General features: G+C 61.8%; 19 protein-coding genes. 5 read left to right on the forward strand and 14 right to left on the reverse strand.

Features of this window, described 5'->3' with window-relative positions:
- Nucleotides 1-288 precede the first annotated feature (288 nt).
- Both ABVV53_RS12890 and ABVV53_RS12895 read right to left on the reverse strand, forming a co-directional pair.
- A complete protein-coding gene (locus ABVV53_RS12890) occupies nucleotides 289-498 on the reverse strand; it encodes a hypothetical protein (protein ID WP_353984833.1) in 210 nt (69 codons plus the stop codon).
- Nucleotides 499-584: 86 nt separating this feature from the next.
- Complete coding sequence (locus ABVV53_RS12895; RefSeq protein ID WP_353984834.1) at nucleotides 585-791, reverse strand: cold-shock protein; 207 nt, start codon at nucleotides 789-791, stop codon at nucleotides 585-587.
- 435 nt (nucleotides 792-1,226) lie between these two features.
- On the opposite strand from ABVV53_RS12895, the gene ABVV53_RS12900 reads away from it, so the two are divergent.
- From ABVV53_RS12900 to ABVV53_RS12910, 3 genes are all read left to right on the forward strand, one after another.
- Nucleotides 1,227-2,219: a sterol desaturase family protein gene (locus tag ABVV53_RS12900; protein WP_353984835.1), complete on the forward strand. Its 993-nt coding sequence runs from the start codon at nucleotides 1,227-1,229 to the stop codon at nucleotides 2,217-2,219.
- Between the two features lie 74 nt (nucleotides 2,220-2,293).
- Nucleotides 2,294-3,049, forward strand: coding sequence for a hypothetical protein (locus tag ABVV53_RS12905; RefSeq protein WP_353984836.1), 756 nt, complete (start codon nucleotides 2,294-2,296; stop codon nucleotides 3,047-3,049).
- Between the two features lie 179 nt (nucleotides 3,050-3,228).
- Complete coding sequence (locus ABVV53_RS12910) at nucleotides 3,229-3,906, forward strand: twin-arginine translocation pathway signal protein (RefSeq protein WP_353984837.1); 678 nt, start codon at nucleotides 3,229-3,231, stop codon at nucleotides 3,904-3,906.
- Between the two features lie 78 nt (nucleotides 3,907-3,984).
- On the opposite strand, the gene ABVV53_RS12915 is transcribed toward ABVV53_RS12910, so the two are convergent.
- Nucleotides 3,985-5,823 (reverse strand): DUF885 domain-containing protein, encoded by a 1,839-nt coding sequence (locus ABVV53_RS12915; protein WP_353984838.1) that lies wholly within the window; start codon nucleotides 5,821-5,823, stop codon nucleotides 3,985-3,987.
- A 242-nt stretch (nucleotides 5,824-6,065) separates the two neighbouring features.
- Complete coding sequence (locus ABVV53_RS12920) at nucleotides 6,066-6,833, reverse strand: SDR family NAD(P)-dependent oxidoreductase (protein WP_353984839.1); 768 nt, start codon at nucleotides 6,831-6,833, stop codon at nucleotides 6,066-6,068.
- Nucleotides 6,834-6,951: 118 nt separating this feature from the next.
- On the opposite strand from ABVV53_RS12920, the gene ABVV53_RS12925 reads away from it, so the two are divergent.
- Nucleotides 6,952-7,377, forward strand: a complete 426-nt coding sequence (locus ABVV53_RS12925) for a CBS domain-containing protein (RefSeq protein ID WP_353984840.1) — start codon at nucleotides 6,952-6,954, stop codon at nucleotides 7,375-7,377.
- Here the strand turns inward: ABVV53_RS12925 and ABVV53_RS12930 are convergent.
- Genes ABVV53_RS12930 through ABVV53_RS12940 form a run of 3 tightly spaced genes read right to left on the reverse strand, consistent with a single transcriptional unit; the run spans nucleotide 7,374 to nucleotide 10,420 of the window.
- Nucleotides 7,374-7,970, reverse strand: a complete 597-nt coding sequence (locus tag ABVV53_RS12930) for a DUF533 domain-containing protein (protein WP_353984841.1) — start codon at nucleotides 7,968-7,970, stop codon at nucleotides 7,374-7,376. The two genes, ABVV53_RS12925 and ABVV53_RS12930, sit on opposite strands and share 4 nt — an antisense overlap.
- The gene (locus ABVV53_RS12935; RefSeq protein WP_353984842.1) at nucleotides 7,963-8,343 is read right to left on the reverse strand and encodes a response regulator; all 381 of its coding nucleotides are present in this window, start codon (nucleotides 8,341-8,343) and stop codon (nucleotides 7,963-7,965) included. The genes ABVV53_RS12930 and ABVV53_RS12935 overlap by 8 nt, the downstream gene beginning before the upstream one ends.
- The gene (locus tag ABVV53_RS12940; RefSeq protein WP_353984843.1) at nucleotides 8,321-10,420 is read right to left on the reverse strand and encodes an ATP-binding response regulator; all 2,100 of its coding nucleotides are present in this window, start codon (nucleotides 10,418-10,420) and stop codon (nucleotides 8,321-8,323) included. Before ABVV53_RS12940 ends, ABVV53_RS12935 begins: the two co-directional genes overlap by 23 nt.
- A gap of 26 nt (nucleotides 10,421-10,446) precedes the next feature.
- On the opposite strand from ABVV53_RS12940, the gene ABVV53_RS12945 reads away from it, so the two are divergent.
- Nucleotides 10,447-12,207: an SLC13 family permease gene (locus ABVV53_RS12945; protein ID WP_353984844.1), complete on the forward strand. Its 1,761-nt coding sequence runs from the start codon at nucleotides 10,447-10,449 to the stop codon at nucleotides 12,205-12,207.
- On the opposite strand, the gene ABVV53_RS12950 is transcribed toward ABVV53_RS12945, so the two are convergent.
- The 7 genes from ABVV53_RS12950 to kdpF are packed head-to-tail and all read right to left on the reverse strand — an operon-like array spanning nucleotide 12,185 to nucleotide 20,762.
- Nucleotides 12,185-12,919 (reverse strand): response regulator transcription factor, encoded by a 735-nt coding sequence (locus ABVV53_RS12950; RefSeq protein ID WP_353984845.1) that lies wholly within the window; start codon nucleotides 12,917-12,919, stop codon nucleotides 12,185-12,187. The two genes, ABVV53_RS12945 and ABVV53_RS12950, sit on opposite strands and share 23 nt — an antisense overlap.
- Entirely contained in the window at nucleotides 12,912-15,560 is a 2,649-nt protein-coding gene (locus ABVV53_RS12955) for a sensor histidine kinase KdpD (protein WP_353984846.1), read from the reverse strand. Before ABVV53_RS12955 ends, ABVV53_RS12950 begins: the two co-directional genes overlap by 8 nt.
- Before the next feature lie 12 nt (nucleotides 15,561-15,572).
- Nucleotides 15,573-16,127 carry a potassium-transporting ATPase subunit KdpC gene (gene kdpC / locus ABVV53_RS12960; protein WP_353984847.1) on the reverse strand — a complete coding sequence of 185 codons (555 nt, stop codon included), beginning with the start codon at nucleotides 16,125-16,127 and terminating at the stop codon, nucleotides 15,573-15,575.
- Nucleotides 16,128-16,154: 27 nt separating this feature from the next.
- On the reverse strand, nucleotides 16,155-17,813 hold the full coding sequence (gene kdpA, locus ABVV53_RS12965) for a potassium-transporting ATPase subunit KdpA (RefSeq protein WP_353984848.1): 1,659 nt from the start codon (nucleotides 17,811-17,813) through the stop codon (nucleotides 16,155-16,157).
- 11 nt (nucleotides 17,814-17,824) lie between these two features.
- Nucleotides 17,825-18,637, reverse strand: coding sequence for a transporter (locus ABVV53_RS12970; RefSeq protein ID WP_353984849.1), 813 nt, complete (start codon nucleotides 18,635-18,637; stop codon nucleotides 17,825-17,827).
- A 26-nt stretch (nucleotides 18,638-18,663) separates the two neighbouring features.
- On the reverse strand, nucleotides 18,664-20,673 hold the full coding sequence (gene kdpB, locus ABVV53_RS12975) for a potassium-transporting ATPase subunit KdpB (RefSeq protein ID WP_353984850.1): 2,010 nt from the start codon (nucleotides 20,671-20,673) through the stop codon (nucleotides 18,664-18,666).
- The gene (gene kdpF, locus ABVV53_RS12980; protein ID WP_353984851.1) at nucleotides 20,673-20,762 is read right to left on the reverse strand and encodes a K(+)-transporting ATPase subunit F; all 90 of its coding nucleotides are present in this window, start codon (nucleotides 20,760-20,762) and stop codon (nucleotides 20,673-20,675) included. The genes kdpB and kdpF overlap by 1 nt, the downstream gene beginning before the upstream one ends.
- Nucleotides 20,763-21,305 lie beyond the last annotated feature (543 nt).

Genomic DNA, 21,305 nt, shown 5'->3' on the forward strand with positions numbered 1-21,305 from the left:
ACTTCGGCTGCATGAACTGGCTAGTGGCAACTGCCGAAAACGAAGTTGATCTCAACAAGGGACTTTGACCGGCTGTTCCAAAGACTTTGAAGGGGGGGAAGCAAGTCGCCCACCTGCCCGGCAACGATCTCTTCTGAAATCAGTCACATACCGCCATAACAGGCGTCACAGAGCTTTGAAGTGGTGGGCAAAGTAGCAGGCTAAGTGGAACAGCGGCCCAAGCGCAGCTACAGGCGAGCACTTTCTCTCACCGCCTGATGCAAGTTGTGCACCGCAATGCACACCTTCTTACTTGGTGGTGTACTCGCCCGGTTGAGCACTGAAGTTTTCACGAGCAAACGCGCGAGCGGCGTTGGCCGTCTTGAAAGTCTCCTCCTGGAGAGCGGCAGTGACCAGAGGATACCCCCGCGAGTTATATCGCGTAGTTCGCACCGTAAGGCGGAAGTTCCCGTCCGCGTCCTTGTTAATAAGGAAAGGGCGGCTGCTCGCATCGGTCATGGTGTGGATCCTCGTCCAGAAAGTCGCCTCGTTAGGCGCAGAACAATGGTGCGGACGGCCGAAGCCACCCGCACGATCGTCAAACTTCAGGCGGGCTGAAGATTCACAGCCGAGATCTTACCGCGGCGGTCGGTTTCCAGTTCGTAGGAAACGCGCTGATCCTTGTCGAGGGTAGCCATGCCGGCACGCTCAACGGCCGAGATGTGCACGAAAGCATCCTCGCCGCCGCTCTCAGGCGCGATAAAACCATAGCCCTTATCGGCATTGAAGAATTTAACGGTTCCGATGGTCATATGGGTATCCTTTGTCCCATGCATGACGGGCATGCGCCAACAGCAGCGCATCCCGGCTTCGGTGAGGCTAGTAAGGGACAAAGAGGGGGAGCTTAGCTGCCCAAAAGTCCGTCGCAGGCGACGTCAGCACGTGATGCTATAGGGCAAAGTTGCACCTGACGCAACGCCTGGAGGAGATCCCTTCGACTTTGTCGAATACCTGCTCTGATCGCAGCGCTGGAAAAACTCTCCTTCGCGCACCGGTGCCCAAGTGTCGGTTCTGGCAAGAGCCTTCAAGGCGCCTGGATGATGCCTAGCATGATCGAGAGTTCCGAGCGTCTCAGTCCGTGACGTGCGGTCTACGTCGAAGGACGTATCTCAACAACCAGCCGCCTCAAGTATCCAAAGGATGAGAGTCGATGTCATCGGCTGAAACGCCTTCATGGAGGACCACGAATGGCTGAAACGGTCAGCGCGCCTAAACCATCCTACATGGTCAGCGCCCCCGTGACACTAGGGCTCGACAATCTGGGCAGGGTGCAAGGCGGCCCATTCAAGCAGGCCTTCTTCACACACTTCCAGCCGGCCTTTCTGATCGCGATCATCGCCTTCTATTACTATGCGCCGGATGCGTGGGTGAAGCCCTCCGTCACATTGTGGATCGGCCTTAGCGTCAAGTTCATGATGCTGGGGATGGAGTGGATCAGTCCGCGCTATAAAAGCTGGCAGCATACGTGGAAGGAACTGGCCTGTGACACCTTCTACGTCGCTATGGGCATGATGGTGGTTAGGGTCTTATTCGGCTCGATCAACAGCGAGGCCATCATTAGCTGGTTCCAGGACTCCTTCGACCTCGCCAAGTTCGCGTGGTTCATGGGCTTGCCACTGCTGCTCCAGGCGTTCTTTCTCTCGTTCGTTCGTGACTACTTCCAGTATTGGATGCACCGCGGCATGCATAACTGGTATCCCCTGTGGGTCACGCATGCCCCGCATCACTTCGTAACTCAGCTGAATGTTCAAAAGGGAAGCATTGGCAATCCAATCGAGATTTTCCTGATCGGCCTTGGCGTTGCCGGTCTTTTCGATTTCCTGCCGCGTGCGGTGTTGCTCGCTGGTGCATTCGGTTTGGCGGTCGGCAGCTATCAGCACTGCAACATCCGCTTCAACACGCCAAAGTGGTGGTTCAAGATCTTCAACACCACCGAGCACCACAGCCTGCATCACGCACAGGACTTTGAGAGCACCCGCAGCAATTATTCGGGCACGTGGATCTTTATCGACCGCATCCACGGCACCTGCCGAGACGGCGAGGCGGAGCTGCTGGGCCAGGAAGGCGGGCGCCGCATGTCGATCTGGGAAACCATGCACTACACCTTCTCCGAGCCTTACAAGCTGCTCAAGGAGAAGTTCACCCGTCGCGGGCAGATCACCGCCGTGCCGGCCGAGTGAAGGAGGCAGCCGCACTCAAGTTGAGCTTTGATTGACCTTGATCTTCCAGCCCGTGTGGCCGGGGCGGGTCAGCCGTGATCGTGACAGTGTCTGCCCTGCTCGCCGGCCTTGGCGAAATCTACTCGGAGAATCGTGTGAATCTGCGTTCTATTGACTGGATTTGGCGGGTCAGGGGAACCCTGCCGATCCAACCGCACCGGTCCGCCGCGGAAGCCTTCGACAAGCTGGATAGCTTGTTTCAGGAGAAGAACACCACCTATAGGATCACTGGTGACACCCTGACCTTCACCAAGAAGGACCAGCTTCCCCAGGACAAGATGTCTGTCTTCGACAGTGGCACTCTGCACATTACCGACGGTGTGCTGCGCTACGATCTCATGAGCCGTGCGTTGCTGGCCTGTTTTCTGGCCCCCCTGCTCTTTTTTGCTGTTGGCCACATCGGTATCGCTTTGGAAACATGGCGGAACCCACCCGATTTAGCCAAAGCCAAAGCTGAAGCCGCCAAGAAGCGGTCGAAAGTCAGTCCCGAAGACGTGCCGATGAGTTCGATCGACAAGATTCTTGGCGCCCCCGAGCCGGAGAAGAAGAAGGATAAGGAAGACAAGTCAGATCGAAAGCCATCGATGACTACGGCCTATGTCTTCATGAGCATCTTCTTCGCCTTGTGGGTCGTTGGGCGGATACTCGAACACAAGCTTTTCCACTCTCGTCTCCGTAAGAAACTGGGAAGTGACTACCCCCTTTCCGCCGAAGCCTCTCACCACGACCCGCGCCCAGAGCTGGTTGGAAACTTCACTCCGGAGACGGAAATGCACCGTCTGTCTGTTTGAGAAGGCGTCGCCGGGTGCGCCCATTCCGCAAGTCGCTTCTTTGCCTTTGGGCTGAACCAGCGCGGTGTACTCGGCAGTCTAGCTGATCCCAGAGAGTCTTAATATCGAGGTGAGACCTTGCAGACCGACGTTGTCGAGATCGTTCGATCCAACTGCACGCTCACCCCTGAGGAGCAAACATGATGATTGGCGATGTGAAACGCGCATCCCTGCCTTTGGCGATGCTGATAGGGGTTGGCTGTGCGACGTCTGCCGAAGCATGGGCAGCGCCGGGGAAAGTGCCACAGGCCGAGGCACTTGCTCCCGCAGCAAAGCACGCTTCCAAACCAGCGGCGTTATTCGTCCCGCCTGAATTCCACGTGCCGCCCCTGGTGGAAGCCAAAGGCTTCAGACTTGTGCCGCTAGGTCCCGAGTTGGTGACGGTGGACTTCGACGCCTACATGTCGTCGATTGAGCACTTGCAGAAGACGTTCACGCGCAGCAGCATTTGGCCCCCCAAAGACATTTCCGCTTCCGATGCCATGCGAGACATGGAAACCGAGCAGGCCCGCTTCAGGAACCGTCAATCCTTTGCCTACGCCGTTCTCACCCCGGACGGCCGCCGCGAGCGCGGTTCCGTGTATGTCTCCCCGAGCACCGTTGCAGGCTATGATGCCGTGGTCAGGATGTGGGTAACACAGGACGAATACGACGCCGGCTTCGACGCCAAGCTTTTCGAGTGGGTGGCCGACTGGATGCAGAAGGACTGGCCGTTCGCCAGAGTTGCGTACCCCGGACGCGCTATCGAATGGAGCGCTTGGGATTCCCTCGTTGCAGCGGACAAGGCCAAAGCTGCGGCAGGAGCCGGCGCTAACTAAGCGCCTCGCCTTGTCCGTTACACCGTTTTCCAGTCGATCTGGATCACGCCCGAATGCACTGAGTTAGGCCGCACCCGCTTACGAGGAAGCGCGCTTGGCCTTCTCAATATAACGGTCGACCACCTCTTCTAGGACATCGAGGGGCAAGGGCCCCTGCCCCAGCACGGCCTCATGGAAATCGCGGATGTCGAAGCGCGCGCCTAGCTGTTGCTCGGCACGGACACGCAATTCGGCAATCTTGAGTTGCCCCACCATGTAGCTCGTTGCCTGGCCCGGATTGTTGATGTAGCGGTCCACCTCTTTGGCAATATCGCGCTCTGAATTGGGCGAGTTGGCGCGGAAATAGGAAATCGCCTGATCGCGGGACCAGCGCTTGGAATGCAGGCCGGTATCAAGGACCAACCTGATTGCGCGCCACATCTGTAGGGACAGCATGCCAAAGCGCTGTTCGGGGCTGGCATAGACCCCCATCTCGTCGGCCAGTCGCTCCGCATAGAGACCCCAGCCTTCCACGTAGGCGCCATAGCTGCCGAACCGGCGAAACTTCGGAAGATTGGGAAGTTCCTGAGCACGCGCAATCTGGAAATGGTGACCAGGCGCGCCTTCATGCGCCGCGATACCCTCGGTCTGCACCTTGTTCACCTGGGTCATATCGGCCAGATTCACGTAGAAGATTCCCGGTCGTGAGCCGTCAGGCGCTGGCCGGTTGTAGAAGGCCACCGACGCCGTGTCCTGCCTGAACGGTTCGACCGCCCGCACTTCCAACTTCGCTTTCGGAAGACGTCGGAAATAGTCCGGCGAGCGGGCCAGCACGGTGTCGATCAGAGTTCGCGCGTCGGCGAGATACTGCTCTCGGCCCGCGTCCGTGTTCGGGTACTTGTAGGCAGCGCTTGTACGCAGTTCCTCGAACAACTGCTCAAGCGTGCCAGAGAAGCCCATCTCGCGCTTCACCGCCTCCATTTCGGTGCGGATGCGCGCGACCTGTTGAAGCCCGATCTGATGAATCTGATCGGCGGTCAGGTCGGTAGTGGTGTAAGAGCGCAGCCGATTCGCGTAGTAAGCGTCGCCATCGGGTAGGCTCCACGCGCCGTTGTTGCCGGTGGCACGAGGCTCCAACCGATCGATCTGGCCGATTAGCGTTTGGACGCCGCGGCGGAATGGCCCTGTCAGCGCGGCGCGCCCTTCGCCCAGCAGGCGAGCCTTGGTCTCGGCCGGGACGGAAAGTGCGCGGACCTTCTCCTGGAAATCGGCCCAAACCGGATTGTCGGCTCCGGCGTCAAACGGCGCGCCCTTCAAGATACTTTGCGCATCGGCTCGAGCAGGAGCGAACACCATCTTCGGCGGCAAGATCCCCATGGCCGCCTGTTGTTGCATCTGTTGTGCAACCTCACTCATCACGCGCTCGCTGTCCTTCAAGCGCGAGATATAAGCCTCCGCATCGGCGACGTCGTCGACCCGGTGCTGGTTGATCAGGAAGACAGGTATGTCGCCAGCCGGCGTGCCGTTGGTCGACACGGGAAAGCCGTAGGCGCGGAAACGATAGTTTTCGCGCTGCCGCTCCACATCGCGCTGGAAGAGCCGGTAGCTCAGTTGCGCGGCAGGGCCGAGGCGCGCGGGATCGAATTGCGCCTTCAACTCCGTCAACTGGCGTTCAGCCAGCTCCATGCGCTTTTCGCTTGCCGCCAACGTATAGTCGCTAAGCCGGTCGTAATCCTGCTTGGAGCCAAGGCTGGTCAGTTCCTCTGGATCGAGGGCAACCTCTTCATCAAATTTCGCATCCAGGAAGCCAAGCAACCGCCCGTCTTCCGCAGCGGTGCCACTGGCGGGATCGACAGGCAGGTGCGGCGCTTCTGCAACGGGCGCTGCCGTTGCTGCGCAGCCACCCAGAAGCAGCAGGGGCAACAAACGAAGAGACATCGGCAATCCTTTTGGGTCGGAGCTTCTGGGGCTCAGGAGCGGCCACATTCATGCGCGGCACGGAGCAGAGTTTCAACAACGATTCAGCTGCTTCCGAACGGCGCGATGCCGTCCGCGCCGTTAGCCGCGGCGGCATTGGCTTCGATGATGCCATGGAACATCGCACAACCCTGTGGGATGAACGCATTCCGCCGGACTGTACCTGCGTGGCGTTCCCCCTCTTGGGAGAACGCCACCGCCGACTAGGCAGAGCCCATATAACGCCCGCCGTTCACGCTGATCGTCTGGCCTGTCATGTAGCCAGCTTCTTCCGAGACGAGGAAAGCAGCCGCCGCAGCAATATCCTCGCCCGTGCCGATCCGCCCGACAGGAAGAGACTTGCCGTACGCTTCGATTGCCCCCTCACGCTGCATGACGTCGGCTGCGCGAAGCATGGGGGTGTCGATCGAACCGGGAGGAATCATGTTCGCGGTGATCCCGTGCTCGCCCAAAGCCATCGCCAGACACTTGGTGAGGCCGAGCAGTGCCCCCTTGGAACTGGTGTAATGGGTTTGGAGAGCGGAGCCGCTCTGCACCGATGAGGAAGTAACGTTGATGATCCTGCCCCACTTGGCCTCGATCATGTCGGGAACGCACTCCTGCGTAACCAGGAACGGCCCGATCGTGTTGACGCGCAGAACCCGCTCGAGCATTGCTTCATCAATCTCGAGGAACGGCGTAAACGGCGCGATGCCTGCGTTGTTGATCAAGATTGCGATCTTGCCGAGTTCGCGGCGCGTCTGATCGGCAGCCGCCTTGATCGCGGCCTTTTGCGAGCAATCCGCAGCGATGGCGATAGCCGTTCCGCCTGCCTCGCGCACCATCTCGGCAGTCTCTTCTGCACCTTCGCCGTTAATGTCCCACACGGCGATCTTCGCGTCGTCCTCGGCCAAGCGAAGCGCCATCGAGCGGCCCATGCCCGATCCCGCGCCGGTGATGACAGCCACACGGCCGTTCAGCGATCTAGTCATCCTGTAGTCTCCTTAGTTCAAAGAATGCTGAACACCTGAACAGCGATGTAGCCGCGAAAGTCAATCCGGCATATGGAACCTAATGTGCCTTCAAGCCTTTGACGGTCAAGGAGCGAGCATGCGAGTTAGCGAAGTGATGAGCCGGGATGTCGAATATGTCGATGTCGGCGAAACAGCTCAGGCCGCTGCAGCCCTGATGGGTGAGATCGACGTGGGCGCCCTTCCCGTTGGCAGCCCGGAGCGGCCGCTTGGAGTGATCACGACCAAGGACATGGTCTTTCGTGTTTGCGCCAGGGGCCTGGACTCTTCTCGAACGCTGGTGAGCGAGGTGATGAGCCACTCCATTCTCGCCTGCGATGAAGACGATGAAGTCGGTGCTGCCCTGGATCTCATGGCGGCTTATCACGTGCGTCGGCTATTCGTGAAAGATGGCAGCGGCACTGTGGTGGGATGGATTACCCTCAGCGATCTTGCACGCCGCCTCCTGGTGGACAGCGAACTGGTGCAACGCGGCTTGGACGATCTCAGCCGGATCGCAGCTTAACGCACCTCTCCGCCGCTCGTCATCGCGTTGACGCGCAGAATTATATCCTTCGGAAGTTGCAGCCGCGCGGCCAGATAGGCGAGGTAAGCGCGGTTCACGTCCGCGCCGTGTCCAAGCGTCGCCGCGGATACGGCGTAGACTCGTTCCGCCAGTTCGGGAGTGTCGACGGCCCGCAGAACATCCTCCAGTGCAGGAGGCGCGTCGATCGCAAGCAGCAGTGAATGGCGCCGGGCTTCATCCGGGATGCCGCGTCTGGCGATCGCGATCAGGCGCTCCCGTTCGCCTTCATCGAGGCCCCCGTCCGCGTGCCCGGCAGCGATCATCGCCTTCAACAGGATTGCCGCCTCCTCGAACGGCAGGTCCTGCAACTCCGTAGGATTGGACTGCATCAGCTGCAGACGGTTCTGCAGATGCGCGTTCAACAGCTTCGTTGCCAAGGCTATGTCCACCACACATCTGCGCAAGACGTTCGCCTCGGCAGGCCCGCGCGGCAGGAGATTGGGACCGGGAAGGTTTCGAGATGCTGTTGCGGCCACCCACTCAGGGTTCGCCCATCCGTCAGGCGCCTGACGCAGATCCTCAACGTCAGGCATTCGGCGCCCGATCCGCAAGAGCTGCGTCGATTTGCTCGATCAACCGTGAGAAGTCGATCGGCTTGGGGTGATAGTCCGTGCAACCGGCAGCCATCGCCTTTTCGCGATCGCCAGCCATGGCATGAGCCGTCAGGGCAATCACCGGCACGTCAGCTCTCTGGGGATCGCTACGCAGTTCGCGGACTGCCGAATAGCCATCGAGGATCGGCAGATTGACGTCCATAAGGATCAGATCCGGGCTTTCGGCTCGAGCTTTGTCGAGGCCGGATCTCCCATCAAAGGCGAGCGAAACATCGTGTCCTTTGCGTTTCAGCCGTCGGGAAAGAAAATCCCAGATCTCCTCATGATCCTCAACCAGCAGCAACCGGGCCATTCTTGTCTCCTTCTGCCGGCGAGGGCAGCGCCGCCAGCATATCTTTCAGTCCAGCGACCAGAGCCTGCACATCGGCTGCGACCATCGCTTCCGCATGCGCGGCATCGACAGCAGCCTGGTCTTCCGGTGCGAGGGCATCGGCGAGCACCACGATCGGTACATCGGAGCCAAGGTGGCTTCGTACTCGCGGCAAGGTGCTTGCGATGTCTATGCCACGACCGTTCTCGATGAGCACGAGCTCCGGCTCCGCATGATCGCTGAGCGTCATGATGCCATCAGTTGGTACGAATTCCAGAGTCCAGCCTTCGCTCCTGAACGTCTCCACGAGCATGGTGGCCAGCGCCTCGTCAGCTCCTGCAAGGACCGCACGGTAGTGACCGGAGGCGCGCACTTGTGAGAGTATCGATTTCAGGCGCTGCCAATCTACCGGCTTTGGCAGGTGATCCATGGCGCCCATCGACAAAGAAAGTCGCTTCTCCCGGCTGGATGTGACCATCACGACCGGAATGCTGGCTAAATCGGCGTCAGCCTTGAGAGCGCCAAGCACCGACCACCCATCAACGTAGGGCATCAGTACGTCCAAGATGATCGCAGCAGGCCGCTGGCTCCGTGCTGCCACAAGACCCTGGCTGCCGTCAGCCGCTGTGACCACGTGAAAACCCTCCCGGCGCAGAAAGCGGCCGAGCAGCTCGCGCATTGGTGCTTCGTCGTCGATGACGAGGACGGTTGACTGCCCCTGCTTGGGCCCGTCGTCGGATGGAGACCACTCGGTGTTGGGATAGCTCTCGAGCGGAATCTCGAGCGTGAACACGGAGCCCTCGCCACTTGTGCTTTCCACCGAGATCCTCCCGCCCAGGAGTTCCGCGAACGAGCGCGTAAGTGCCAGCCCCAGACCACTGCCGCCATATCGCCGCGTGACGGAGCTGTCAGCCTGCACGAACCGTTCAAACAGCTTGCCGAGTTGCTCCTCCGTCATGCCGATGCCGGTGTCCGCAACCGAGAAGACCAACGCATCCGCCGTTCTTCGCGCGGCCAGCGTTATGACGCCGTTCTCGGTGAATTTGGCCGCATTGCTCACAAGATTGAACAAGCACTGGCGAAGCTTGATGAGATCCGAGCCGATCTCGCCCAGTGGCTCCGGCACGTCGACAACGAGGCGGTTTTCGTTGCGCTGGACGAGTGCGGTCGCCGTGTCGGCCACGGTCTGCACCAGGGCATCGGCATCAACTCGCTCAATATACAGCTCGTCTCGGCCGGCCTCCAGCTTCGACAGATCAAGCACCGCGTTGATGAGGTCGAGAAGATGGCGAGCGTTGGCCGTAATCTTGGTGAGATCGTCCTGGACCTCCTGTGGGTCCATCTCGGCACTCTCCTCCTGAAGCATCTCGGCATAGCCGATGACGGCGGAAAGCGGCGTGCGAAGCTCATGGCTCATGTTGGCGATGAATTGGCTTTTCGCCAGCGTCGCCTGCTCGGCTTCATCCTTGGCAGCAATAAGGGCTCGTTCGCCGGCTTTGCGCGCGCTGATGTCGGTGTGAACGCCGACCCACTCGACAACATCGCCGCGTTCGTCGCGAACCGGAACCGAGCGGGCCAACATGTCTATGTAGACGCCGTCCTGGCGCAGAACGCGATGCTCAATTTCGTAAGGCAGCAGCGAAGACTTGGCGGCCTCCCACGCAAGAGCCGTCGCTTCCCGATCCTCCTCATGGATCATGTCCAGCCAACCTCGCCCCGACATGGTCGAGAGAGGCTGACCGGTGAAGGCCTCCCAGCTGGGCTGGTCTTCCGCAAACTCACCTTCCGTGTTGGTCCACCACACAATCGCTGCGGTGGCCTCCATCAGCGATCGAAAGCGCGCCTGGCTCGCACGAGCTTGTAGCTCGGCAGCGCGGATCTCGGCGCGAGCGCGGGCATAGATCCGTCCGCGCCAAGCCACCCCGGCCGTGACTGCGGTGCTGAGAAGACCCGCACCGATCCTGATGTTGCGTTTGGTGAGGATCATGAGCGCTAAACGCGCGTAGTGCGCTTCGGTGGCATGTTCAGCTAGTATGTTAAGGAACGCGATCGCAGCCATCTCGTTTCAGTGCAAAGGGGAACTCTGTGACGCTGGATCAAGCACTATCATTCGGCATCATCGGCGCAGTCGTGGTGCTATTGATCTGGGATAAACTCCGCTACGATGTCGTTTCCGTTCTTGGGCTGCTGGCGGCAGTCGCCGCCGGTCTGGTGGACCCAGACGAGGCGTTCTCAGGCTTTTCGGACGACATCGTCCTGATTATCGCTTCTGCCCTGGTGGTCAGCGCCGGCATTGCTCGATCCGGTTTGGTGGACATGCTGATCCGCCCGGTAGCCCCAAAGCTCAACACACCCGGAAAACAGGTGGCGGCACTGGGTGGAACCGTGGCGGTCCTGTCCGCCTTCATGAAGAACATCGGCGCGCTGGCTATTTTTCTCCCAGTTGCGCAGCAGCTCGCGCGACGGCACCGCACACAGACGCACTTCGTCTTGATGCCGCTCGCCTTCGCGTCGCTGATGGGCGGTCTCATGACATTGGTGGGGACTTCGCCAAACCTGATGGTGAGCCGCGTCCGGGAGGGAATGGTCGGCGAGCCTTTCTCGATGTTTGACTATCTACCGGTCGGCCTTGGGGTCACCTTGGCTGGCATGCTGTTCCTCACCGTGGGATGGCGGCTGCTTCCCGCCGATCGACAGGGGGCACGTTCGGCGGAAGACGCCTTTGCCGTCGAGGACTATGTCTCGGAACTGGTTCTTCCCGAGACCTCGGAATTCGTCGGTCGCCGCATAGCAGACGTTGAGAAGCTCGCCTCAGGTGAAGTGCGCGTCGTCGGCATTGTTCGCGAGGAGTACCGGCGGCTGATCCCTGACCCTGACTGGGAAGTTCACGGCGGCGATATCCTACTCATCGAAGGCGATGCTCCAGCGCTTCAAAGAGTTATAGTTGCAGCAGGCCTCATGCCAGCTTCCGCAGGCGCGGTTGAGGGCAGCGAAGTGGTAATTGCCGAGGCGGTTGTGCAAAAGGCCTCACCTCTGATCGGCCAGACTCCTGCGGGATACCGCCTGGGTGAAACGTCTGGACTGGAGATGGTCGCTCTGAGCCGGCGCGGGCACCGACTCAACCGAAGGCTTTCCCGCGTTGCGATGCAGGAGGGCGATCTGCTGCTCCTGCGAAGCCCGGCGACAAACCTCGGCGATCGGCTTTCCGCGGCCGGCCTTTTCCCGCTGGCCGAGCGGCGACTGCAAATCGGGCAGAGACGGCCGTTGTGGGTGCCCGTGGCCATTCTCGCGGCCGCGATTGCTTCCCTCGCTTTCCAACTCGCTCCGGTAGGTCTCACCTTCCTGGCGGCAGCGGCCGCAATGATCGTCTCGGGAGTACTCAAGCCGGACGAAGCGTACCAGGCGATCGAGTGGCCTATCCTGGTGCTGATCGGCGCCTTGATCCCGGTGAGCGAAACGCTTGAGAGCACGGGAGGCACAGAAATCATCGCCGCTGGTCTTTCTGCCGCGGTTGACGGGTTGCCGCCCTTTGCCGTCGTCGCGGTGGTGATGGCCGCGGCAATGGCGGTGACGCCCTTTTTGAACAACGCGGCAACCGTTCTCGTGATGGCGCCGATCGGAGCCACCTTGGCCACTAAGCTGGGCTTGCGCCCCGATGCCTTTCTAATGGCCGTCGCCGTTGGGGCAGGCAGCGACTTCCTGACGCCGATCGGCCACCAATGTAACACTCTCGTGATGGGACCTGGCGGATACCGCTTTGCCGACTACCCACGGCTGGGCATTCCACTGTCGCTCATGATCCTGGTATTGGGAACGGCCCTCATCATGTATTTTTGGCCGCTCTGACGGTGTGTGATCGCGTGCCTTGCACATCGCCCGGGCTGGCGAGACGATAGCCTATCCCGGGTTCGTTCATCACCAGCGTCGGGCGCGATGGGTCGGCCTCGATCTTCTTGCGCAGCGAGCGGATGGCCACTCGCAAGTAGTCGAGATCATCGCGATGGGCCGGGCCCCAGACTGTCTCCAGCAAGGCCGTATGCGTCATCACGCGCCCCGGCCGCTCCGCAAGCGCCCAGAGCAGGTCGAATTCGCGTGGTGTCAGCGGAGCCAGTGCTCCCGCGATCAGCACCGTATGCGTGCCCCGATCGATGCTTCCGCCTTCGAAACTCCGCTTCTGGGGGTCGCTTGAAGTGCCGCCCTTGCGCCGCAGCGCAGACCGAACGCGTGCGAGGAGCTCGGCGCTGTCGAAGGGCTTGGTCACGAAGTCATCCGCGCCCAGATCGAGAGCGGCGACCTTCTCTTCGGTGGCGTCGCGCGCTGTCAGCACAATGATCGCGAGCCCCATCGCAGCCAGCTGGGGCACTATCTCCAGCCCGTCGCGATCGGGTAGACCCAGATCGAGCAGGGCCACAGCTGGTTGCTGCGAACCGCCAGCCAGGCGCAATGCCTCTCCGGCGGTCGTCGCTTCGATGTGACCGAGGCCGACCCGATCCAAGGCACCAACCAGAAGTCGGCGGATCGCAGGTTCATCGTCGACGATCAGGACGTCCTTACGCATCGGCAGAGCCATCCTGGCCGCCACGCGGCGCCGGCACCGGTAGGGAGATGGTGAATGCTGCCCCGCCGCCCTCGCGATTGCTGGCGGTAATGGTCCCGCCAACCGCCTCGACAAAGTTCTTGGCGATCCACAGCCCAAGCCCCGAGCCTCCCACACGGTCCCCGCCTTCGAGCCGTTGAAAGCGCTCGAACAGCGCGCCAGTCTCTTGCGGCAACCCAGGCCCGCGATCGAGCACGCAGCAAAGGACACGGTTTGCGGAACAGCCGAGCTCAACATCGACCGGTGAGGCGGTGGGAGAGAACTTCAGTGCGTTGTCGACAAGATTGATCAGCACATGTCGCAGCAGCAGCGGGTCACTCGACACGAATGGGCAGTCGCTTTCGATGTGCGTGACGACCCGTGCCTCCGGGCCCTCTTGCCGCAGATCCCGCGTAACGGAGGCGATGACGTCCGTCATGTCGACGCTCTCCCACTTGGGTTCGATCGTTCCATGCTCGATCCGCGACGCTTCGAGCAAGTCGTGAAGGAACCGCTGCAGGCGGCGGGATTCCGAGCGTGCGATGCGCACCTCTTCGGCATAGTCCCCCTCAGCCGGGATCGCCTCGGTCGCCGCGATGACAGCCGTGAGAGGCGTGCGCAGATCATGGGCGATGCTGCCGAGCAGCGCGCCGCGCAAACGGTCCCTTTCGCGCAGGGCGTCCACCTGACGCGCCTGCCCTTCAAGCACGATCCGCTCATGCGCCAGCGCGGTCTGATCGACCAGAGATGCCAGCATGACGGCGTCGTCAGGCCGGATCACACGCTCTTGCGAAGGGCGGGCCAGCCCCAAAGCCCCCATCGTACCGAGCGATGTCTTCAGCGGATGGAACTGCCAGTCGGACGCATTCAATGTGCCCGTGTCACGGCCGGTCGCAACACCGTTCTCGATTGCCCAGCGGACGGCGGCCTCATCCACCACGTCTATCCGACTGTAGGCATCGTTGCCGCGCACGACGATCTCGTTGTCCTCCAGAGAGACGATGATGGCTTCCACGTCGAGTAGCCCCCCAATCTCGCGGCAAGCAACCCTGGCGGTCTCATCTTTTCCGGAAAGCCCGCCCATGAGGCCGGCAAATCGTGCCAGCGAGGCATTGTGCCGGGCAACGCCCGCGCTGGTTTGCGCCTGGCGCCGTACCTTTCCCGCCAAGCCGCCGATGACAACGGCAACCAGCGCCAGCACCCCGAACGTGATGATTTCCGCCGGGCTGTGAATGAAGAACGTGTGGTAGGGCTGCGTGAAGAAGAAGTTATACGACAAGGCCGCAGCCACAGCCGCCCATAGCCCAGCCCTCAGCCGAAGCCGGGTCGCCGCGACGATCACCGGCAGCAAGAGGATGAGGTCGATCGCACTCAGCGCGATCCATGGCAGGCCCAGGTGCAGCATCCCGACGGTGGCTGCCACGAGCAGGAACGCGAGAAGGTTGTCACGCGCCATGTAGGGCCCATCGCCGCTGTCCGGCTTCTCGTCGGGCTCATCGAGGGGGACAACGTGGACCGCCACGCCTTTCGCCCTGCGGATCACGGATTGTGCCACAGACCCGTGCCGCCACTCGAACCAGCGGCTGCGGCGGCTCTTGCCGATGACGATTTGGCTGGCACGCAATTGCCGGGCCTGGTCGACCAGCGCCGCGCCGATATCGTCGGCAGCAACCGTCATCAGCGATGCGCCGAGCGAGGCCGCCAGCGCGAGTGTGTCGGCGAGTTGCTCGCGCTGACTGCCGCGAACGGCGCGGGCGCTGGCGCTCTCTATGACGACAGCAGTCCATGGCGCATGCAGCAAGTCCGCCAGCCGCTTGGCCTGACGTACCACGCGCGCACCACCCTTTCCGGCGCTGACCGCCACGAGCAGCCGCTCCCCAGCCACGAAGTCGGCCTTGTCGACGTTGGTGGCGAGCTCGTCGGAAAGGCGGCGGTCGACGCTGTGCGCGGCGAAGCGCAGCGCCATCTCCCGCAAGGCAGCAAGCTTGAGCGGCGTAAAGAAGTTGGCCAGAGCACGCCCGGCGGTGTCAGGCAGATAGACTTTGCCGGCCTGTAGGCGCTCGATCAGTGCATCGGGCGGGAGGTCGACGAGAATGAGTTCGGCATGCTCGAAGATATTGTCCGGCACCGTCTCGCGAACACGGACATGCGTGAACCCGGCAACGACATCGTTGAGACTCTCGATGTGCTGAATGTTGATCGTGGTCGCGACATCTATGCCGGCCACGATGAGTTCGGCCACATCCTGCCAGCGCTTGGGGTGGCGGCTACCCGGCGCGTTGGTGTGAGCAAGTTCATCAACCAGGATAAGGCTGGGCCGCCGAGCCAAGGCCCCGTCGATATCGAACTCTTCGAGCTGTCGCCCGGCGTGTTCCACCGCCCCCCGAGGTAGAACTTCGAGCGGCTCAAGGAGCGCCGCGGTCTCGCTGCGGCCGTGGGTTTCCGCCAGCCCCACCACAACGTCGATGCCCTCCGCCTGCCGCCGCGCAGCGTCTTGCAGCATGCGGTACGTCTTGCCGACGCCGGGCGCCGCGCCGAGGTAGACGGTCAGCCGCCCGCGCGCTTCCATTCTGGCAATGCGCAGGAAGCGTTCGGCGTCACGGTCTGGCAGGGGGTCGGTCATGCTCACCATAATCTATGGCTTGATCTGATCGAGAGCCAGATTGAGTTGCAGGACGTTAACGACGGGTTCGGGCGCGAAGACAGCGCCAGGGGCAGCCGCAGTATCCCGTGCAATCCCGCGTACGACGCGCACGTCCAACCCTCGAGCCGCCGCGACTCTGTCAGCCTGGTAGAGCGCGCCGGCAAGCGAGATGTGCGGATCGAGGCCGCCACCGCTTGCCGCGACGAGGTCTGCCGGCACCGGAGTGTCAGCCGTCGCCCTATAGCGGGAGACGGTCTCGACAGCACGCGCCGTGAGGTGTGGGCTGGTGGGGGACAAGTTGCTGCCGCCCGCCCCCATGCCGTCATAGTCCACGGCGGACGGACGCGGCCAGAAGTAGCGCGGCGCGGTAAAACCCTGAGCCACAAGCTCGCTTCCGACGGCGCGCCCGTCGACTTCGACGATCGAACCATTGGCGCGATAGGGAGCAAGCGCCTGCGCGAAGCCGAATACCAGTGCGGTATAGGCCACCACGCAAACCAGAAGGGTCAACGCCCAGAGCCGCAGAGAGGGAAGAAGGTAGGTCATGGGTCCGTTCCTTGTCTTGGTTGCAGCTCAGCGCATCAGCGTCACATGCTCTGCAATTGGGCCGAGAGCCGCTGCAGGGAAGAAGGTCAGCGCGCCAAAGATCAGGATGGTGATCGCCAGCATCGTGCCGAACGTGCCGCCTTCGACGCTCAGCGTCCCGGCGCTCTCCGCGCTGCGCTTCTTCGTCATCAGCGAGCCAACAATCGCCAGCGGCACGATGATGGGCAAGTAGCGACCGATCAGCATGACGAGCCCGGTGGCGATGTTCCACGGCACGGTGTTGTCGCCCAACCCCTCGAAACCCGAGCCATTGTTGGCGCCGGCCGAGCTGAACTCGTAGAGGATCTCGGAAAAGCCGTGTGCGCCTGCGTTGTGGATGGTGCCCTGTCCCCAGGTCGTTGCGGCGAAGATAGCGGTGCCACCCAGGATCAGCACCGCATGGCTTAGCAGTGCGAGCATGGCCAGACGCATCTCGCGCCCTTCCACCTTGTGGCCCAGGTACTCGGGAGTCCGGCCGACCATCATCCCGGCAATGAACACGGCGACAACGATGTAGAGGAACATGTTGATCATGCCCACGCCCACTCCGCCGAACGTGGCGTTGAGCCACAGCCCGGCCATTGGCATCAGACCGGTCAGCGGGTTGAGGCTGTCATGCATGGCAGCGACAGAGCCGTTGCTGGTGGACGTGGTGAGCACCGCCCAGAGAGGACCCGTCGTTGCACCCAGGCGCAGCTCCTTGCCCTCCAGGTTGCCAACGTCGGCCAGAACCGGAAGACCGGCGAAGGCGGGCGTAGGCGCAGTCTCGAAAGCAACCGAGCCACTGATCTTCAGCAGCAGGAACACGAGCATGACGCCGAAGATCACGCCGGCATGCTTCCTGCGCCCGATGATCCGGCCGAACATCCACACGCAAGCCATCGGAATGGCGATGATCGCGATCATCTGCATGCAGTTCGCCCAAAAGTCAGGATTTTCGAGCGGATGCGCCGAATTGGGCCCGAAGAAGCCGCCGCCGTTGGTGCCGAGTTGCTTGATCGCCACGAAAGCTGCGGCAGGCCCACGCGCGATGGTCTGAGTAACGCCCTCCAGGGTGGTGACGGTCGCCGCTCCCTCGAACGTCATCGGCACGCCGCGAAAAGCAATGAAGCAGGCGACGACCAAGGCCAGCGGCAGGAGTACGCCAAACGCGGCCCGCTGCAGGTCGAGGAAGAAATTGCCCATGCTGGACTGGCCGCCGATGCCACGCGCCAGTGCAACGAGCGCCGCAAGCCCGGTGGCGGCAGAGACGAACTGCAGCCACATCAGCCCGCCCAGCTGCGCCAGGTAGCTCCAGGTGCTTTCGCCCGAATAGTGCTGCAGGTTGGTGTTCGTGGTGAACGAGGCCGCCGTGTTGAACACCAGGTCGAGCGACGCGGCGGACTGGCCGTCCGGGTTGAGCGGCAACAGGTGCTGCAGCATCAGCAGCAGGAAGACGAAAACGAACATCAGCGCGTTGAACGCGAGCAGCGCAAGCGAATACTGCTTCCAGTCCTGATCGGGAGCACGCCCCGCAGCGCGCACGAACACGCCGTCAAGGCCGGCGTAGCGGCCGGAGAAGAGCGAGGTCATGTAGTTACCAAGCGGCCACGACAGCAACGCCGCCGTGCCAACTACCAATACGATTGCGAGAAGGGCTTCGACCATGGTGGTATCCTTCAAAAGCGGGTCGATACGCCGACGTAGCTGACCACATCGGGAGTGTTTCGGTTGAGGCCGAAGTTTGCGCCTAGATCGAACTGCAGCTTGGGGCTGGCCAGCCACACCAGCGCAGCGTTGTAGCTGTACTGGCTAACGGTGCCGGATGGATCGATGTCCTGATCCGTCCATATCTCATTGAGAACGCTGAACTTGCCGAAAGACTTGGCGATGTTGACCAGCCCGGTCAGGCCCAGGTGCCTGCCCGACCCGTCATCGTCGGCCAGGACGTTCACTTGCGGGCCAAGCGTGATGGTCCATCCCCCCGGCACGGAATAGTTGATGGGAACGGCGATGCCCCCTTCCACCTTACCGATACCGATTGCATCGGAAGCCGTCGGCAGCTTAACGAAAGGCAGCAGTGCGATCTGAAGATCAGCAGTCGCGCTTGTCAGCCGCTTTTTGTAGCGGGCCGTCACGTCCCCGCTCCCATCATCGATGGTGAGTACGCCGTTGGCATCTCGGGTGCGAGCCCGGATGTAAGGCGACCAGTTTATCTGAACGTCGCTGCTGTCGGTCAGGCCATACTTGATAACTGGATTGGTGAAGGCGACCACATCGACACGCTCACCACCGACATCGTCTCGAAGCCAATTGAACGTGTCCACCTCTAGCTGAAACCTGCCTTTCGGGACGGTGCAGGCGTAATTGCCATTGGTAGGCCGATCGGTGCAGATGGCGCTTTCTTCTTCACCGGTTGACAGGGTTGAGGTCTGGGCAATGGCGGGTGTAGCGACACTCACCAGGGCCAATGCGAGTAACGAACGCAGCATGACTGCACCTTTCAAAGATTAAGTATTCAAGCGAGGCCAAGACCGGCGACGGCAAGGTCAATCAGCTTGATGCCGATGAAGGGGGCGATCACGCCGCCAACGCCATAGATGCCAAGGTTGCGTAGCAACTGGCTGGCGGCGGGCATCGGTCGATACGCCACGCCCTTGAGCGCCAACGGCACCAGCAGCGGAATAATCACCGCATTGAAGATGATCGCCGACAGAATGGCGCTGGATGGGCTCGACAAACCCATCACGTTGAGCACGCCCAGCGAGGGATAGAGCACAACGAAAATAGCCGGCAGGATGGCGAAGTACTTGGCGATGTCGTTGGCGATGGAGAACGTGGTCAGCGCGCCGCGGGTCATCAGCAGTTGCTTGCCGATGCCGACGATCTCGATCAGCTTGGTGGGGTCGCTGTCGAGATCCACCATGTTGCCGGCTTCGCGCGCGGCCTGCGTGCCTGTGTTCATGGCAACGCCGACATCGGACTGGGCGAGCGCGGGCGCATCGTTCGTTCCGTCGCCGCACATGGCGACCAGCTTGCCCTCGCCCTGTTCCTTGCGGATGTAGGCGAGCTTGTCCTCAGGTGTGGCTTCGGCCAGGAAATCGTCGACACCGGCCTCTGCGGCGATTGCAGCAGCTGTCAGCGGGTTGTCGCCGGTGATCATCACCGTGCGGATGCCCATGCGGCGCAATTCGGCGAAGCGTTCGCGAATGCCCGCCTTGATCACATCCTTCAGGTGGATCGCTCCGAGCAAGCGGTCATTCTCCACGACCGCCAGGGGAGTGCCGCCTGCCTGGGCGATGCGGTCGGTAATCCTCTTGAGCGAGTTGATCGAATCCTGCGGGAACTCGCCTAGCTTGAGCACCGCGTCGACGGCGCCTTTGCGGATGCTTCGTCCGGGTAAGTCAACGCCGCTGACGCGGGTCTGCGCCGAGAAGGCAACGGTCTGCGCCTCGGCGGAAAGCGCCTCGCCTTCTCCCGCTAGTACCACGATCGAGCGCCCTTCCGGCGTCGGGTCCGCCAGGCTGGAGAGCCGCGCAGCTGCCACCAGATCGGGCTCGGCCACCCCAGGAAGCGCTACGAACTCGCTCGCCTGCCGGTCCCCGATGGTGATCGTGCCCGTCTTGTCGAGCAGCAACGTGCCGATGTCGCCGGCTGCTTCCACCGCGCGGCCGGATTTGGCGAGAACGTTAAAGCGGATCAACCGGTCCATGCCGGCGATGCCGATCGCCGAAAGCAGGCCGGAGATGGTCGTGGGGATCAGCGCCACGAACAGCGCGATCAACACAGGGACCGCGATCGTGCCGCCCGCGAAGGCCGCGAAGGCAGGGAGCGTTCCAACAGCGACAAGGAAGATCAGCGTCAGACCCGTCAAGAGGATGGTCAGCGCGATTTCGTTCGGCGTCTTCTGCCGGCTCGCGCCTTCGACCAGCGCAATCATGCGGTCGAGGAAGCCGCTGCCCGGCTCTGCCGTGACCTTCACGCGGATCTCGTCGGACAAGACCGTGGTGCCTGCCGTGACCGCCGACCGATCGCCACCCGCCTCGCGTATCACGGGCGCGCTTTCGCCGGTGATCGCGGCTTCATTTACCGAGGCGACGCCAGACACCACCTCGCCGTCGGCAGGAATCTGCCTGCCCTGCGTGACCAAGACGATGTCGCCGCAGCGCAATTCGTTAGCAGCAATGTCTTCTGTCGCGCCGTTCTTCCCGATCCGCAAGGCGACGAGTTGGTCCTTCGTCGCGCGCAAACTTTGCGCCTGCGCCTTGCCGCGCCCTTCGGCCAGCGCTTCGGCGAAATTGCCGAACAGCACCGTCAGCCATAGCCAGAATACGAGTTGCGCCTGAAACGCGAGGTCTTCGCCGCCAACCGCGATATTGCGCAGCAGAATAGCCGACGCCGCCGCAGCGACGACTGCGGTGGTGAACATCACGGGATTGCGGACCAGCTGTCGCGGACCGACCTTCACGAAAGCGTCGCCGATCGCGGGAATGACCAGCTTGCGCTCGAACAGGGAAGCGCCCTCCATCAGAAGCGCTCCGGTTTGATAAGGACGGCGGTTAAGTAGGCCAGCAGGCCAAGCGCTACCAGGCCGGCGAGGACGAGATCGAACGTCATGCAAGGCTCCTTCGGATCGGAGCTCTTGATGAGCGATGCTCGCGTGAAAACTCTATGCGGACCGGCTGCCGTTCGCGTTAAATCTCCGTGAAACTGCTCCGCTCCATCACTCATCATGGAGACGGCGGCTCGCTGCGCCACTCGCGCAGACTGCCACCAATGGCGCGGTCATGGGCCTCGCGGATCGTGCTGAACTGACGTCGACTATCTTATTGATGCGTATGTTAATACCTTTTGCATAGTCTGGTCAGGATATGGGGGAAGACGGGCGAACTCGGATGATGCAGAGTTACGAGGGAAGGCAGCGGCTCGCTGGCATCGGCTTGGGCGTTTTGTGTGGGGGATTCCTGGCGCTGTTGCTTGCCGAACGCCTGCATATCCTGATCCTTATCGCTGCCTGCGCTGCCGTTGCCGTGGCGGCAATCTCGATACTCCGCTCTCGACGCGAGCAAGCGGCGGCTGCAGTGCTTTCTTGCACGCTCGAGCGCCTTTGCCTTGGCGAGTTCGACGCTGCGGCGGAGACCATCAGCTCTGTTGATGCTC

This window comes from Novosphingobium kalidii, from assembly GCF_040534015.1.
In the GTDB taxonomy this organism is placed as follows: domain Bacteria; phylum Pseudomonadota; class Alphaproteobacteria; order Sphingomonadales; family Sphingomonadaceae; genus Novosphingobium; species Novosphingobium kalidii.

Coding starts and splice junctions, on each gene's coding strand:
- ABVV53_RS12890 (WP_353984833.1), bottom strand. CDS start 498: ATGACCGATGCGAGCAGCCGCCCTTTCCTTATTAACAAGGACGCGGAC.
- ABVV53_RS12895 (WP_353984834.1), bottom strand. CDS start 791: ATGACCATCGGAACCGTTAAATTCTTCAATGCCGATAAGGGCTATGGT.
- ABVV53_RS12900 (WP_353984835.1), top strand. CDS start 1,227: ATGGCTGAAACGGTCAGCGCGCCTAAACCATCCTACATGGTCAGCGCC.
- ABVV53_RS12910 (WP_353984837.1), top strand. CDS start 3,229: ATGATGATTGGCGATGTGAAACGCGCATCCCTGCCTTTGGCGATGCTG.
- ABVV53_RS12915 (WP_353984838.1), bottom strand. CDS start 5,823: ATGTCTCTTCGTTTGTTGCCCCTGCTGCTTCTGGGTGGCTGCGCAGCA.
- ABVV53_RS12920 (WP_353984839.1), bottom strand. CDS start 6,833: ATGACTAGATCGCTGAACGGCCGTGTGGCTGTCATCACCGGCGCGGGA.
- ABVV53_RS12925 (WP_353984840.1), top strand. CDS start 6,952: ATGCGAGTTAGCGAAGTGATGAGCCGGGATGTCGAATATGTCGATGTC.
- ABVV53_RS12930 (WP_353984841.1), bottom strand. CDS start 7,970: ATGCCTGACGTTGAGGATCTGCGTCAGGCGCCTGACGGATGGGCGAAC.
- ABVV53_RS12935 (WP_353984842.1), bottom strand. CDS start 8,343: ATGGCCCGGTTGCTGCTGGTTGAGGATCATGAGGAGATCTGGGATTTT.
- ABVV53_RS12940 (WP_353984843.1), bottom strand. CDS start 10,420: ATGGCTGCGATCGCGTTCCTTAACATACTAGCTGAACATGCCACCGAA.
- ABVV53_RS12950 (WP_353984845.1), bottom strand. CDS start 12,919: ATGCGTAAGGACGTCCTGATCGTCGACGATGAACCTGCGATCCGCCGA.
- ABVV53_RS12955 (WP_353984846.1), bottom strand. CDS start 15,560: ATGACCGACCCCCTGCCAGACCGTGACGCCGAACGCTTCCTGCGCATT.
- kdpC (WP_353984847.1), bottom strand. CDS start 16,127: ATGACCTACCTTCTTCCCTCTCTGCGGCTCTGGGCGTTGACCCTTCTG.
- kdpA (WP_353984848.1), bottom strand. CDS start 17,813: ATGGTCGAAGCCCTTCTCGCAATCGTATTGGTAGTTGGCACGGCGGCG.
- ABVV53_RS12970 (WP_353984849.1), bottom strand. CDS start 18,637: ATGCTGCGTTCGTTACTCGCATTGGCCCTGGTGAGTGTCGCTACACCC.
- kdpB (WP_353984850.1), bottom strand. CDS start 20,673: ATGGAGGGCGCTTCCCTGTTCGAGCGCAAGCTGGTCATTCCCGCGATC.
- kdpF (WP_353984851.1), bottom strand. CDS start 20,762: ATGACGTTCGATCTCGTCCTCGCCGGCCTGGTAGCGCTTGGCCTGCTG.